Annotated in this window: 13 protein-coding genes; 6 read left to right on the top strand and 7 right to left on the bottom strand. The window is 66.5% G+C overall.

Annotated elements, in window-relative coordinates:
• The first annotated feature begins 118 nt into the window (after positions 1-118).
• From gcvT to CUR21_RS11920, 4 genes are all read left to right on the top strand, one after another.
• Positions 119-1,255: a glycine cleavage system aminomethyltransferase GcvT gene (gcvT, locus tag CUR21_RS11935; protein ID WP_100197239.1), complete on the top strand. Its 1,137-nt coding sequence runs from the start codon at positions 119-121 to the stop codon at positions 1,253-1,255.
• A gap of 9 nt (positions 1,256-1,264) precedes the next feature.
• Positions 1,265-1,624, top strand: a complete 360-nt coding sequence (gene gcvH, locus CUR21_RS11930) for a glycine cleavage system protein GcvH (protein ID WP_100197238.1) — start codon at positions 1,265-1,267, stop codon at positions 1,622-1,624.
• A gap of 112 nt (positions 1,625-1,736) precedes the next feature.
• On the top strand, positions 1,737-4,577 hold the full coding sequence (gcvP, locus tag CUR21_RS11925) for an aminomethyl-transferring glycine dehydrogenase (RefSeq protein ID WP_100197237.1): 2,841 nt from the start codon (positions 1,737-1,739) through the stop codon (positions 4,575-4,577).
• A gap of 141 nt (positions 4,578-4,718) precedes the next feature.
• A complete protein-coding gene (locus CUR21_RS11920) occupies positions 4,719-5,180 on the top strand; it encodes a co-chaperone YbbN (RefSeq protein WP_100197236.1) in 462 nt (153 codons plus the stop codon).
• Between the two features lie 9 nt (positions 5,181-5,189).
• Here CUR21_RS11920 and CUR21_RS11915 read toward each other — a convergent pair whose 3' ends face one another.
• The 4 genes from CUR21_RS11915 to CUR21_RS11900 form a co-directional block, all read right to left on the bottom strand.
• Positions 5,190-5,999 (bottom strand): metallophosphoesterase, encoded by an 810-nt coding sequence (locus tag CUR21_RS11915; protein WP_100197235.1) that lies wholly within the window; start codon positions 5,997-5,999, stop codon positions 5,190-5,192.
• Position 6,000: 1 nt separating this feature from the next.
• Complete coding sequence (locus tag CUR21_RS11910; RefSeq protein ID WP_157792003.1) at positions 6,001-6,900, bottom strand: diacylglycerol kinase family protein; 900 nt, start codon at positions 6,898-6,900, stop codon at positions 6,001-6,003.
• On the bottom strand, positions 6,794-8,053 hold the full coding sequence (locus CUR21_RS11905) for a putative zinc-binding metallopeptidase (protein ID WP_100197233.1): 1,260 nt from the start codon (positions 8,051-8,053) through the stop codon (positions 6,794-6,796). Before CUR21_RS11905 ends, CUR21_RS11910 begins: the two co-directional genes overlap by 107 nt.
• A gap of 172 nt (positions 8,054-8,225) precedes the next feature.
• Positions 8,226-8,999, bottom strand: a complete 774-nt coding sequence (locus CUR21_RS11900; protein WP_100197232.1) for an alpha/beta fold hydrolase — start codon at positions 8,997-8,999, stop codon at positions 8,226-8,228.
• A gap of 93 nt (positions 9,000-9,092) precedes the next feature.
• On the opposite strand from CUR21_RS11900, the gene CUR21_RS11895 reads away from it, so the two are divergent.
• A complete protein-coding gene (locus CUR21_RS11895) occupies positions 9,093-9,464 on the top strand; it encodes a hypothetical protein (RefSeq protein WP_100197231.1) in 372 nt (123 codons plus the stop codon).
• Between the two features lie 90 nt (positions 9,465-9,554).
• On the opposite strand, the gene glyA is transcribed toward CUR21_RS11895, so the two are convergent.
• Positions 9,555-10,850 carry a serine hydroxymethyltransferase gene (glyA, locus tag CUR21_RS11890; RefSeq protein WP_100197230.1) on the bottom strand — a complete coding sequence of 432 codons (1,296 nt, stop codon included), beginning with the start codon at positions 10,848-10,850 and terminating at the stop codon, positions 9,555-9,557.
• Between the two features lie 236 nt (positions 10,851-11,086).
• On the opposite strand from glyA, the gene CUR21_RS11885 reads away from it, so the two are divergent.
• Positions 11,087-11,851, top strand: coding sequence for an NAD kinase (locus CUR21_RS11885; protein WP_100197229.1), 765 nt, complete (start codon positions 11,087-11,089; stop codon positions 11,849-11,851).
• A gap of 4 nt (positions 11,852-11,855) precedes the next feature.
• On the opposite strand, the gene CUR21_RS11880 is transcribed toward CUR21_RS11885, so the two are convergent.
• Together CUR21_RS11880 and CUR21_RS11875 are read right to left on the bottom strand one after the other, a co-directional pair.
• Complete coding sequence (locus CUR21_RS11880) at positions 11,856-13,286, bottom strand: sigma-54 dependent transcriptional regulator (RefSeq protein WP_100197228.1); 1,431 nt, start codon at positions 13,284-13,286, stop codon at positions 11,856-11,858.
• Positions 13,283-13,798 (bottom strand): hypothetical protein, encoded by a 516-nt coding sequence (locus CUR21_RS11875; protein WP_157792002.1) that lies wholly within the window; start codon positions 13,796-13,798, stop codon positions 13,283-13,285. Before CUR21_RS11875 ends, CUR21_RS11880 begins: the two co-directional genes overlap by 4 nt.
• Positions 13,799-13,863: the final 65 nt, after the last annotated feature.

Raw genomic sequence — 13,863 nt, 5'->3', positions numbered from 1 at the left:
GATCTCAGGCGCCCGCAGGCCGCAAGGCAGGGCAAGGACAGAGGGGGCATCGCAGGGCAGGGATGAGTCTGTCCGAACGGTGCCGGAGTCTGTTTGCCGGCGGAACAGAGGGGGCGGGATGACCGACCACACGACTGAAGGCCTGAAACGGCTGGCCTTGCACGATCTGCACGTCGCGCTGGGTGGCAAGATGGTGCCTTTTGCGGGCTATGAAATGCCCGTGCAATACCCTGCCGGGGTGATGACCGAACATCTGCACACCCGCGCCCAAGCCGGGCTGTTCGATGTGTCGCATATGGGGCAGGTGATCCTGCGCCCGAAAGGCGACATGGCGGCGCTGGTCGCGGGGTTTGAAGCGCTGATGCCGGTGGATGTGGCGGGCCTGCCCGAAGGCCGCCAGCGCTATGGCCTGTTCACCAATGAACAGGGCGGCATTCTGGATGACCTGATGTTTGCCAACCCCGGCGATCACCTGTTCGTGGTGGTCAATGCCGCCTGCAAGGCGGCGGACGTGGCCCATATGCAGGCGCATCTTGCGGAGGTGGCCGAGGTGGAGCACCTCACCGACCGCGCGCTGCTGGCACTGCAAGGCCCGGGCGCCGAGGCAGCGCTGTCGGCTTGGGTACCGGGGGTGGCCGAGATGCGCTTTATGGATGTGCGCGTGTTCGACACGCTGTTTGGCCCGATGTGGGTCAGCCGCTCGGGCTATACGGGCGAGGATGGGTTTGAGATCTCGGTGCCCGAAGGCGGGGCCGAAGGCCTTGCCCGCACGCTCTTGGCGACGCCGGGGGTCATGCCGATTGGCCTTGGCGCGCGCGACAGTCTGCGGCTGGAGGCGGGTCTGTGCCTTTACGGCCATGACATCGACACCGGCACCAGCCCGGTGGAGGCCGGGCTGACCTGGGCCATCCAGAAGGCCCGCCGCACGGGCGGCGCCCGCGCGGGCGGCTTTCCGGGGGCCGAGCGCATCTTGCGCGAACTCGCCGAAGGGCCGGAGCGTCTGCGCGTTGGCCTTGCCCCGCAGACCCGCGCGCCCATGCGCGAAGGCACGGCCCTGTTTTCCCCCGATGGCACCCCGCTGGGCGAGGTCACCTCGGGCGGCTTTGGCCCTTCGGTGCAGGCCCCCATCGCCATGGGCTATGTCGCTGCCAGCCATGCCGCCCCCGGCACCGCGCTCGAAGGCGAAGTGCGCGGCAAGCGCATGGCCGTGACCGTCACCCCGCTTCCTTTCCAACTCACCACCTACAAACGCTGAGGCAAAGCGATGAAATACACCAAGGAACACGAATGGATGCGCGTCGAGGGCGATCTGGTCGTCGTCGGCATCACCGAACATGCGGCCACCCAGCTGGGCGATGTGGTGTTCGTGGAATTGCCGGAAACCGAAACCATGGTGGCCGAAGGCGATGAGGTTTGTGTCATCGAAAGCGTGAAGGCGGCGTCGGACATTCTGGCCCCGCTGGATGGTGAGATCGTCGAGGTCAACACCAAGCTGGTCGACAAGCCCGCGCTGGTGAACGAAGATCCGACCGGCGAGGCATGGTTCTTCAAGATGAAGATCGACGATCTGGCCGCGCTGGACGATTACATGGACGAAGACGAATACGCCGACTTCATCGGCTAAGGCGGATTGCATCGGCCAAGGCCGATCCGATCGGCTGCATCTGACCCGGTTTGACAACAGGCGGTGGGCGCAGTTCCGCGCCCGCCCGAGCGCTGATATTCGCAGGCAAGCCATGACCTACACACCCGTCGCCTATAACGCCTATGATTTCGCCAACCGTCGCCACATCGGCCCCTCCCCGGCCGAGATGGAGGCGATGCTCAAGGTGATCGGCGTGCCCTCGCTGGACGCGCTGATCGATGAAACCGTGCCCGCCTCGATCCGGCAGAACACGCCGCTGTCCTGGGCCCCCTTGGCCGAGCATGAGCTGCTGGACAAGATGCGCGCCGTGGGCCAGCGCAACCGGGTGATGACCAGCCTGATCGGGCAGGGCTATTATGGCACCGTCACCCCGCCTGCCATCCAGCGCAACATTCTGGAAAACCCTGCGTGGTATACCGCCTATACCCCCTATCAGCCCGAGATTGCCCAAGGCCGGCTGGAGGCCTTGCTGAACTATCAGACCATGGTGGCCGATCTGACCGGGCTGCCGGTCGCCAATGCCTCGCTTCTGGACGAAGCCACCGCCGCCGCCGAGGCCATGACCATGGCAGAACGCAGCGCCAAATCCAAGGCGCGCGGCTTTTTCGTCGACCGCAACTGCCACCCGCAAACCATCGGCGTGATCCAGACCCGCGCAGCCCCCTTGGGGATCGAGGTCATCATCGGCGATCCGGCCAAGATGGACGCCTCGGCGGTGTTCGCCGCGATTTTCCAATATCCCGGCACCTATGGTCATGTGACCGATTTCACCGATCAGATCGCCGCCTTGCACGCCGCCAAGGCGCTGGCCATTGTGGCGACCGATCTTCTGGCGCTGTGCATGTTGAAAGAACCGGGCGCGATGGGGGCCGATATCGCCGTCGGCTCGGCACAGCGCTTTGGCGTGCCGATGGGCTATGGCGGCCCGCACGCCGCCTTCATGTCCTGCCGCGATGATCTGAAACGTTCGATGCCGGGGCGCATCGTCGGCGTCTCCATCGACTCGCGCGGGAACAAGGCCTACCGGCTGTCGCTGCAAACCCGCGAACAGCACATCCGGCGCGAGAAAGCCACCTCCAACGTCTGCACCGCGCAGGCGCTTCTGGCGGTGATGGCCTCGATGTATGCGGTGTTCCACGGCCCCCTCGGCCTGCGGGCAATTGCCGAACGCGTGCATTTCCTGACCAACCGTCTGGCCCGCGCGCTGAAAGCCGCCGGGGCCAAGGTCTCGCCCGCCGCGTTCTTTGATACGCTGACGGTCGAGGTGGGCGTGGGGCAGGCGGGCATCCTTGCCGCCGCCCGGCACGAAGGGCTGAACTTCCGCAAGATCGGCACCGACCGCGTCGGCATCGCGCTGGATGAAACCACCGATGAACGCGTGCTGGTCCGCATCCTGCGCGCCTTTGGCATCGAAGGCGTGCCGCCCCACCGCGCGCAACTGGGCTTTCCCGAAGCGATGGCGCGCCAGTCCGACTATCTGACCCACCCGGTCTTTCACATGAACCGGGCCGAATCCGAGATGATGCGCTACATGCGCCGCCTGTCGGACCGTGACCTCGCGCTGGACCGCGCCATGATCCCGCTGGGGTCCTGCACCATGAAGCTGAACGCCGCCGCCGAGATGATGCCGATCACCTGGCCCGAGTTCGGTGCGCTGCACCCCTTTGCCCCTGCCGATCAGGCGCTGGGGTATAAAGAGGCGATCGACGATCTGGCCGCCAAACTCTGCGAGATCACCGGCTATGACGCGATGTCGATGCAGCCCAATTCGGGCGCGCAAGGCGAATATGCGGGGCTTCTCACCATTCAGGCCTATCACCGCGCGCGCGGCGATGCGCAGCGCACCATCTGCCTGATCCCGACCTCGGCGCATGGCACCAACCCGGCCAGCGCCCAGATGGTGGGGATGCAGGTGGTGGTGGTGAAAACCGCCCCCAATGGCGATATCGACGTCGAAGACTTCCGCGCCAAGGCGATTGCCGCGGGCGACCGTCTCGCCGCCTGCATGATCACCTATCCCTCCACGCATGGCGTCTTTGAAGAAACCGTGCGCGAGGTGTGCAAGATCACCCATGACCACGGCGGTCAGGTCTATATCGACGGCGCCAACATGAACGCGCTGGTCGGGCTGGTGAAACCGGGGCAGATCGGCGGCGATGTCAGCCACCTGAACCTGCACAAGACCTTTGCCATCCCGCATGGCGGTGGCGGCCCGGGCATGGGCCCCATCGGCGTCGGCGCGCATCTGGCGCCTTACCTGCCGGGGCATACCGAGCTTGGCGGGGGCGAAGGCCCGGTTTCGGCCGCCCCCTATGGCTCGGCTTCGATCTTGCTCATCTCTTGGGCCTATTGCCTGATGATGGGGGGCGAGGGGCTGACGCAAGCCACCCGCGTGGCGATCCTGAACGCCAATTACATCGCGGCCCGGCTGGCGGGCAGCTACCCGATCCTCTTTATGGGCAACAAGGGCCGCGTCGCCCATGAATGCATCCTTGACACCCGCCCCTTTGCCGAGGTGGGCGTCACCGTGGATGACATCGCCAAGCGCCTGATCGACAACGGTTTCCACGCCCCCACCATGAGCTGGCCGGTGTCGGGCACGTTGATGGTGGAGCCGACCGAGTCCGAAACCAAGGCCGAGATCGACCGCTTCATCACCGCGCTTCTGGCGATCCGCGACGAAATCCGCGCGGTGGAACAGGGCGAGATCGCGGCCTCTGACAGCCCCCTGCGCCACGCGCCCCACACCGTCAACGATCTTGTGGCCGAGTGGGACCGCAAATACACGCGCGAAGCGGGCTGCTTCCCGCCCGGCGCCTTCCGGGTGGACAAATACTGGCCGCCGGTGGGCCGCGTCGACAACGTCTATGGCGACCGCAACCTGATCTGCACTTGCCCGCCGGTCGAAAGCTATGCCGAGGCGGCGGAGTAAGCCCCGCTGGTCAGAGCATGTTCAAGGGGGCCGGGGCACTGCTCCGGCCCCTTTCATTCCGGCGCAATCTTTCGCGCCCCCTCTTGCAGCGCCATCCGCCCGATGCCAGATACATTCAAACACCCGAATATCAGGCCCGCCATGACCGCCTCCACCCAAACCAGCCTCAAGCTCACCTGCACCACCTGCGGTCAGATCAACCGCATCCCGGCCACCCGCGCGGGCGACCGGCCCAAATGCGGCAGCTGTGGTGAGGTGCTGGTGGCCGACAAGGTGCTGGAACTGGATACGGCGGGCCATGACAAAGCCACCCGCAGCGATGACCTGCCCTTGCTGGTCGATTACTGGGCGCCATGGTGCGGACCGTGCCGGATGATGGCCCCCGAATTCGCCAAGGCGGCCAAGATGCTGGCGCCGCGCGCGCGCCTTGCCAAGCTCAACACCGAAGATCACCCCGCCGTCTCGCAACGCGCGGGCATCCGTGGCATTCCGGCGCTGATCCTCTATCACCGCGGGCGCGAAATCGCCCGTCTTGCCGGTGCACGTCCCGCCGCCGAGATCGTGGCCTTTGTCGAAAGCCATCTGCGGGGCAGGGCCGTCTGACCACGGCGGTCAGCTCAGGCCAAGCCAGCCCGCCTCCGCATTGTCCTGCTGATAACGGGTCACACTGTCCGGCACATAGTCCAGCGCATCGCCTTGCGTGCGCCAGCGGGTCACCGTGACCAGCCCATCTTCACACTCCACCACGTTCAGATCGTTGTCTTCCCCGCGCAACCGGCTCGACAAGGTGGTGCCTGCCTGCACACAAAGCATCGCCCGCGCACCCGCATGCAGCGCGAAAGGGGCTGCCGCCCACAGGTGCAGGTGCCCGCTCAGCACCACATCCGCCCCGGCGCGCGCCAAGGCTTCGGTTCCGGCTTCGGCGCCTTTCATCGGCGTCTTGCCAGTCGCGCGCGGTGTGGTCAGTGGATGGTGCAAGGCCACCACCCGCAATTGCCCGGGCCGCGCCCGACCAAACGCCTCGGCCACCCGTGCCAGCGATGATGTGCGCAGCACGCCGCGCTGCCACGCGAAAGGATCTGTGGTGTTGACCCCCACCACCAGCAGATCGCCCACCTCCAGCACCGGCTCCAGATTCTGCCCAACGGCTGCGCGATAGCCGCGCCATGGCCACAACAGCCGCGCCACCGGGTTGTGCAGCGGCACATCATGATTGCCCGGCACACAAAGGACCGGCCCCGGCAAGGCCGCGATCAGATCCGCTGCCGCAGCCCATTGCTCGGGCCGCGCACGCTGGGTCAGATCCCCCGAGATGACCACCACATCCGGCCGCAACCGATGCGCCAGCGCGATCAGCGGCGCCACCAGACCGGGGCGCTCGGTGCCGAAGTGCAGATCCGACAGATGCAGCAGCCGCGCCATCCTACACGGCCTTTGGCACGATGACCGTCAGCACATCGGGCAAGTAGCGAAAGGCAAAGGGCGAGCGCATCTTCTCACGCTCCCCGTCGCGCGCGATGGTCCGGCGGCGGGCGCGCGTTCTGATTTCCACCGTGCTCGCGCCCAGCAGGGTGAAATCGTGATAGGGCCGTGCCATCCGGGTGGCCATCTTCAGCGCGAAGCCCAGCAATTGCCAGCGCCGCAAGGGCGGCGCGATATACACGGCAAGCTTTCCGGCCCGGATCAGGTCCACCCCTTCCTGCATTCCGTATTCTTCCAGCTGATAGGCATTCTGCGCGATGAAGACCATCGGAGAGTGACGCACCTGCTCGACCCCATCCACCACCAAGGTCATCCGGCTGGGACGGTTATAGGTCACCAGCACCCGCAGACCCGACCAATAGGCGGCAATCCGGGATCGCCCCCATTTGGCATAGGCGGCCTCGCGCCGCTCCAGCAAGGCGGGATACAGGCCCAGACTGGCGTTGTTCAGGAACAGTTTGCCGTTCACTTCGCCCGCCGCCACCTGCGTCTCTTGTCCGTCCAGCAACTGCGCCATCGCGGCTTCGGCATCATTCTCCAAACCCAGACTGCGTCCGAAGAAGTTGAAGGTGCCCAGCGGCAGGATGCCCAAGGCAATGCCCGATCCCGCCAGTTCTGTGGCCACCGCACAAATGGTGCCATCGCCCCCGGCGGCAATCACAGTGGCAAAGCCTTCGGCCCGCGCCTTCTGGGCCTCGGCGGCGATCAGCGCGCCGTTGCGGATCAACCGCACCTCATGGCGCAATCCCGCCGCCCGCAGCGGTGCGATCAGCTCGTGAATGCGCACCGCCGCCTTCTGCCCCGAGCCCGCATTCGCCAGCACACAAATCGGTTCCCGCATGGGGCCACACTCCTGTCGGCGCCATGCCGCCCGGGCAAACGGCCAAAGCGCCGTTTGGTTCCGCCGCGCCGATCCGCCCATGCACCAGATCATGCACAAAGCCCAGCTTTTCCCGAACCTCGGCAGGCAAGGAAAACGGGTAAAGGTCCGCAAGGCCCATCGAGCGGTTCAGGCTGTTCAGCGCCAGTGTCAGCGGCACCCAAGGCGTGATCAACGCCTCGGCCGCACCATGCGCATAAGGGTCGAACCGAACCTGTGCCGCCAGATCGGCCCCGGCATTCACCCGCAGGCCCAGCGTGGCCGCGGTCTCCAGCGTGTCAACCATATGCAGGTAATGCGCCCAAGTCTCGGCCCAGTCTTCCCATGGGTGCATGGTGGCATAGGCCGACACAAAGCGCGCCTCCCAGCCGTCCGGCGCGCCCTGCGCGTAATGGCGCTGCAACGCTTCGCCATAATCGGCGCGCTCATCGCCAAACAGCGCGCGGCAGGCATCCAGCGCGGCCGGGTTGTCGCGCACCAGAATGTCCCAGTAATAATGCCCCACCTCATGGCGGAAATGCCCCAACAGGGTGCGATAGGCCTCGCCCATCTGGCTGCGCCGCTCTTCGCGCGCTGCATCATCCGCCTCGATCAGCGCGATGGTCACCACACCATCGGCGTGGCCCGTCATCACCGGATCGGCGCTGCCGGGCGCGTCGGCCAGAAAGTCAAACACCAACGGCTGCGGATGCCCGGTGTCGGGCAGCGGGCGCGGCAACTCCAGCCGCAAGAGGGAATAGACCAGCCGCCGCTTGGCCGCCTCGATCTTGGTCCACAGCGCCAGATGCTCGGGGGTGGACAGGTCGGGCACCGTGCGGTTGTGCTGGCAGGCGAGGCAATAGCCCGCCTCGGCGCCCGCGTCCTCCGGGGCGCAAGGCAGCATCCAGTTGCAGGCGCTGCGCTCCCAGTTGCGGCAAAAGCGCAAGGTGCCGGGATCATCCCCGCCGCCGGCCCCCGCGCTGTCGGGCAAGGCCCGCCAGACCGCGCCCTCGGGGGCCACCGCGATCATGCGGTCGGCTTCGGGCAGATAGCCAAGGGTGCTGCCGCAGTTCAGGCAGACCGTGTTTTCGAAATGCAGGATCTGGCCGCAGCATTGGCACTGGAAAAGTTTCATGGGGCAATCATCCTTGAAAGCTGGGATCAGACCACGCGCGGCCCTGCGGCACAAGCACCGCGTGGTGGCGGCGCCCCCCCAACAACACCGCAGCCCATCGGCAGTTCCCGTCCCGTCGTGGCATTTGATCGGTCTGCGCAAACACGCCGCCAAGCGCCTCGCGGCCGCCACCTCACGCGGTCAGGAACACCCGCACGGTTTCCTCGAACGCGCGCGGCTTTTCCGCATGCAGCCAATGCCCGGTGCCGGGAATCTTGGCAAAACGCGCCGCCGGAAACAGCGTGCGGATCGTGTCGCGGTGCTCGGGTTTGACATAGGCGCTGTCCGCACCCGTCAGGAACAGCGCAGGCCCTTCGAACACGCCTTGCGTGCCCGGCCAGCCCACGATTTTGGGCATCTCGGCCTCCAGCACATCCAGATTCAACCGCCAGCGCGGCCCGCCTTCGGCCTTGAGGTCCAAGGATTGCAGGAAAAACGCCCGCAGGCTCGCGTCCTCGACCACGGCGGCCAGCCGCCGATCGGCCTCGCCCCGCGACGTGACCCCCGCCAGATCCAGCCCGCGCATCGCGCGCGCATGGTGCGATTGGTCGTGGCCATAGGCCACTGGTGCGATATCCGCCACCACCAGCCGCCGGATGCGGTCCCCTGCCGTCAGCGCAAGCTGCATCGCTGCCTTGCCGCCCATCGAATGGCCCAAAAGATCCACCCGGCCACCAAGGCTGTCGATCACCTCGGCCAGATCCGCCGCCATCTCGGGATAGCCCTGAGCCGCTGCACGCGGGCTTTCGCCATGGTTGCGCATATCCACCGCCACCACATCGCGCTGATCCGCCAAGCGCCGGGCAATCACCCCCCAATTGCGCCCACTGCCATAAAGCCCATGGGCAATGACCAGCGGCAAGGCATCGGTGGGCGTGGCGGCGGGGTGGTGGATCGTGGCAAGCATGCCACCTCTTTACCGCCAGTTTGCCCGCCGTGCCAGAGCAGTTGAGCATTGGCGCCGCCCGGCCTAGTGTCGCCCCAAAAAGGGTGCACGGGCATGAGCGCAGTCACAATTCAGCAGATGGCCGACCGGATTGCCGGGCTGATGGAAGAGCGCCTGCATATTCGCGGCAAGGGACTCTCGCAGAAATTGCGCCGAGGCGGCCGCTTGCTGCCCCGCCGGGTCCGCTTGCAGGCGCAAGAACTGGCCGATATGGCGCAAAAGGCGCAGAACCCCAAGCTTTTGGCGCAGATTGATCAGGCCCGCGTCGCCACCTGTTATGACACCTGCCTGCGCCACCTGTCCGCGCGGCAAGGCGGCTCGCCGCTGTTGCACGCGCTGGTGCGGGTGGCGGCCACCGTCACCCTCGGATTCCTGATGGTGGGTGGCATCGTGCTTCTGGTCTACAAGCTGCAAGGCCGGATCTGAGGCGCGCGTCGGCCCCTCTTCGCAAAGCGCAGCGCGAAGAGGGACCGAAAAGGGGGCGATGCGCCCCCCCGGGCTTACGCCCGCTCGGCCTTACAGGTCAGGATAGATCGGGAACTGCTTGCACAGCGCCTCAACTTCGGCGCGCACCTTGGCCTCGACCTCGGCATTGCCCTCTTCACCATGGGCGGCCAAGCCGTCCACCACTTCGGTGATCCAGATCCCGATCTGACGGAACTCGGCCTCGCCAAAACCGCGCGTGGTGCCTGCGGGCGTGCCCAGACGCACACCGCTGGTGATCGTCGGCTTTTCGGTGTCGAACGGGATGCCGTTCTTGTTGCAGGTGATATGCGCCCGGCCCAAGGCCTTTTCGGTCGCATTCCCCTTCACGCCCTTGGGCCGTAGGTCGACCAGCATCAAGTGGCTGTCCGTCCCCCCGGTCACGATATCAAGGCCGCCTTTCATCAGCTGATCCGCCAGCGCCTGTGCGTTCTTGATCACCTGCGCCTGATAGGTCTTGAACTCGGGGCGCAGCGCTTCGCCAAAGGCCACGGCCTTGGCCGCGATCACATGCATCAGGGGCCCGCCCTGAATGCCGGGGAAAATCGCCGAGTTGATCTTCTTCGACAGCGCCTCGTCATTGGTCAGGATCATGCCGCCGCGCGGCCCGCGCAGGGTTTTGTGCGTGGTGGTGGTGGCCACATGCGCATGCGGGAAGGGCGATGGATACAGCCCCGCCGCCACCAGCCCGGCGAAATGCGCCATGTCCACCAGCAGATAGGCCCCCACCGAATCCGCAATCTCGCGCATGCGGGCAAAATCGATCACGCGCGGGATGGCCGAGCCCCCGGCGATGATCATTTTCGGTTTGTGCTCGGCCGCCAGTGCCGCCACTTGGTCATAATCCAGCAGCAGGTCCTGCTTGCGCACGCCGTATTGCACGGCCTTGAACCACTTCCCCGACTGGTTCGGGGCCGCGCCATGGGTCAGGTGGCCGCCTGCGTCCAGCGACATGCCCAGAATCGTGTCGCCCGGCTGCAACAGCGCCTGAAACACCCCTTGGTTGGCTTGGCTGCCCGAATTGGGCTGCACATTGGCAAAGTCACAGCCAAACAGCTTGCAGGCGCGTGCGATGGCAAGGTTTTCGGCCACATCGACAAACTGGCAGCCGCCGTAATAGCGCTTGCCCGGATAGCCTTCGGCATATTTGTTCGTCATCACCGAACCCTGCGCTTCCATCACGGCGCGGCTCACGATGTTTTCCGAAGCGATCAGCTCGATCTCATGGCGCTGACGGCCCAGCTCTTCGGTGATCGAGCCAAACAGCTCGGGGTCGCGCGAAGCAAGGGTTTCGGTGAAAAAGCCGTTGTCACGGTGCGGGGCGTTCATGGGCGTCTCCTGCCTGATCCGGGGGTCGGGATAGCGCCCATTTAGACCAAGCCCCGCTGTCGGGAAAGGGAGGAAAACGACGCATCCCCGGATCGGGGCGAAATTTGGCGGCTGCCGCTGCCCTTGCGTCACCCGCAGCAGACCATGGCAACCGCGCCGTACGCCCCCATGCGTGTCTGCAAAGGCTTGAGTTCCCGCGCGCAGCCCGTCAAGACTGGGCCCAAGGGAGAACTGCCTTGCCCATATCAAAGATCGCCTTTCGTGCCAGCTCTGCCCCCACCGCGCAGGCCGCGCTTGCCGAGCTGACCGCGCGGCACGGGCAAACCCCTCTGGGGCGGGCCGAGGTCGTGGTGGCGCTGGGGGGCGATGGCTTCATGCTGCAAACTCTGCACGACACCCAAAGTGCCGGGCTGCCGGTCTATGGCATGAATCGCGGCACCGTCGGCTTTCTCATGAACGGCTATGATCCCGAAGGCCTGCCCGATCGGGTGGCGCAGGCCGAGGAAACCGTGATCAACCCGCTGCACATGCGCGCGACCACCGTGCAGGGCCGTGTGGTCGAGGCGCTGGCGATCAATGAGGTGTCCTTGCTGCGCGCAGGCCCGCAGGCGGCCAAACTGGCCATCCTTGTCGATGGCAAGCTGCGGCTGGACGAACTGGTCTGCGACGGGGCGCTCTTGTGCACCCCGGCGGGCTCCACCGCCTATAACTACTCGGCGCATGGCCCGATCCTGCCCATCGGCTCGGACGTGCTGGCGCTCACGGCGGTCGCGGCCTTCCGCCCCCGCCGCTGGCGTGGCGCCTTGCTGCCGAAAACCGCCCTTGTCCGGTTCGAGGTGCGCGACGCCGCCAAGCGCCCGGTGATGGCCGATGCCGATGGCCGCTCGGTCCGCGACGTGGCCTCGGTCGAGATCTGGTCCGAAGCCGCGATCAGCCACCGCATCCTCTTCGACCCCGGCCACGGGCTGGAAGAACGCCTGCTGGTCGAACAATTCGCCTGATCGGTTAAACCTTCACGCCCCAGCTTTCCAGCTTGCGATAGATCGTCGACGGCGACAGTTCCAGCACCCGCGCCGCGCGCGGCACCGAGCCTTCGTTGCGCGCGATGGTCTCTTCAATCACGATGCGCTCGATCTCGGCCATGCTGCGCCCGATGAGCCCCCCTAGCGGGTCCGCCGCCGGGGCGGGGGCGGGCGCAAAGGGGGCCTCTGCCGTCATCGGCTGCAAAGACGCGGGCAGCATCTCCAGCGTCACCCGGCCCCCCGGATGCAGCACCACGATGTTGCGCACCACATTCAGCACCTGCCGCACATTCCCGGGCCAAGGCAGGCGGCAGAACAGATCCAGCACCTCGGGCGCAAAACCCTCGAAGCGCCGCCCTTCTTCACGGGCGAACCGCTCCAGCGCGGCTTCCGCGATCTCCACCACGTCCCTCCCCCGGTCGCGCAAGGGCGGCATGTGGATCGGCACCACGAACAGCCGGTAATACAGATCCTCGCGGAACTCGCCGCGCCGCACCGCCTCGAACGGGTCGCGGTTGGTGGCGCACACGATCCGCACATTCACCTTGCGCGGCCGCACCGCCCCCACAGGCTGCACCGTCGAGGTTTGCAAGAACCGGAGCAGCTTGGTTTGCAAGGCCGGCGCCATCTCGCAGATCTCGTCCAGAAACAGCGTCCCGCCATCCGCCGCCGCCGCCGCCCCCGGCTTGTCGGAAATCGCCCCCGTGAAACTGCCCTTCATATGGCCGAACACCTCGGACTCCAGCAGATCCTGCGGAATCGCCCCGCAGTTCAGCGCGATGAACGGACCGCTCGCCCGCGGGCTGCCCGCATGCACCGCCAAAGCGCACAGCTCCTTGCCGGTCCCGCTTTCGCCGGTGATGAACACCGTCGCCATCGACCCTGCGACCGACCGGATGGTGTCCTGCACCTCCCGCATCGGCGCCGAAGACCCGATGAACACCTCGCCCATCGCTTCCGGCTCGGGCACCGCCGCCTTGCGCAGGGCCTTGGGCGGCACGGGCACCGCGCCCGCCGCATTGGCAACCGCCCCCAGAAACCGCCCTTCGTCAAACGGCTTCACCAGAAAATCATGCGCGCCGGCCCGCATCGCCTCGACGGCGCGATTGATGCTGGCATTGGCGGTGATCACGATCACCCGCGTCTCGGGCCGCAGCACCAGCATCTCGCGCATCAAGGCCAGCCCGTCGCGGTCGGGCAGCATCAGATCCAGCAACACCGTCACCGCGCCGCTGTCCTGAAAGGCGCGCATGCCTTCGGCGGCGGTGGACGCCGCCCGCACCACATGCCCTGCCGTTTGCAGCACCGACCGATAGACCATCTGCAAGGAGGGCGTGTCCTCGATCAAAAGCACCGGCCGCACGCCCCCCGGCGCCACAGCGCCAGAGGCGGTCGACCTGTCGCCCGCGCTCATGGGCGGGCCCCGACGGTGGCCCCCGCCGCATCGACAAAGCGGATCAACTGCTCCAACCCTGCCAGAATCTCTGGCGTCAGCTTCTGCGCCCGCGTGTCATCGGCAGCATGCGCCGCCAGATTCAAGGCCCGCGCACCCTGTTCAAGCCGATGCGCGCCCGCCGACCCGGCCAGCGCCATCAGGATATGCGTCTGGCCGCGCACCTTGTTCCAGTCCGGTCCGGCAAGGCTGCGCGCCAGCGTCATCTGCACCATCCGCAAATCCGCCGCCATCTGCGTCACCAGATCCGGCGCCAGATCCGGCCCAGCCAGTTCCATCAGGGCATCAAACACCCGTCGGTCCACCACCGCCCCTTGCGCGCCCTCCAGCGCGGCAAGCGCCACCTGCGCCTCGGCCAAGGCGACGCGCGCAGGGCCGGGCAGAGACGTTGCCGCCATGCGGGTCAAAGAGGCGCGCAGCACCCGAAGGTGCGGCGTCATGTCGGGGGGAAGGGCAGCGAGCGTGTCAACCATGGCGCGAGTTTACTGCATCGCACGCGGCTGTCCAATGGCTTTCCTGTGGCATTCCTGTGCCAAGA

The sequence above is a fragment of the Pseudorhodobacter sp. MZDSW-24AT genome (assembly GCF_002794355.1).
Taxonomy (GTDB): Bacteria; Pseudomonadota; Alphaproteobacteria; order Rhodobacterales; family Rhodobacteraceae; genus Pseudotabrizicola.
This window is presented reverse-complemented; position numbering and strand designations above follow the sequence as displayed.

Bases quoted from the DNA above. Each gene is read 5' to 3' on its own strand.
- gcvT (WP_100197239.1), top strand. From the start codon at position 119: ATGACCGACCACACGACTGAAGGCCTGAAACGGCTGGCCTTGCACGAT.
- gcvH (WP_100197238.1), top strand. From the start codon at position 1,265: ATGAAATACACCAAGGAACACGAATGGATGCGCGTCGAGGGCGATCTG.
- gcvP (WP_100197237.1), top strand. From the start codon at position 1,737: ATGACCTACACACCCGTCGCCTATAACGCCTATGATTTCGCCAACCGT.
- CUR21_RS11920 (WP_100197236.1), top strand. From the start codon at position 4,719: ATGACCGCCTCCACCCAAACCAGCCTCAAGCTCACCTGCACCACCTGC.
- CUR21_RS11915 (WP_100197235.1), bottom strand. From the start codon at position 5,999: ATGGCGCGGCTGCTGCATCTGTCGGATCTGCACTTCGGCACCGAGCGC.
- CUR21_RS11910 (WP_157792003.1), bottom strand. From the start codon at position 6,900: ATGCGGGAACCGATTTGTGTGCTGGCGAATGCGGGCTCGGGGCAGAAG.
- CUR21_RS11905 (WP_100197233.1), bottom strand. From the start codon at position 8,053: ATGAAACTTTTCCAGTGCCAATGCTGCGGCCAGATCCTGCATTTCGAA.
- CUR21_RS11900 (WP_100197232.1), bottom strand. From the start codon at position 8,999: ATGCTTGCCACGATCCACCACCCCGCCGCCACGCCCACCGATGCCTTG.
- CUR21_RS11895 (WP_100197231.1), top strand. From the start codon at position 9,093: ATGAGCGCAGTCACAATTCAGCAGATGGCCGACCGGATTGCCGGGCTG.
- glyA (WP_100197230.1), bottom strand. From the start codon at position 10,850: ATGAACGCCCCGCACCGTGACAACGGCTTTTTCACCGAAACCCTTGCT.
- CUR21_RS11880 (WP_100197228.1), bottom strand. From the start codon at position 13,286: ATGAGCGCGGGCGACAGGTCGACCGCCTCTGGCGCTGTGGCGCCGGGG.
- CUR21_RS11875 (WP_157792002.1), bottom strand. From the start codon at position 13,798: ATGGTTGACACGCTCGCTGCCCTTCCCCCCGACATGACGCCGCACCTT.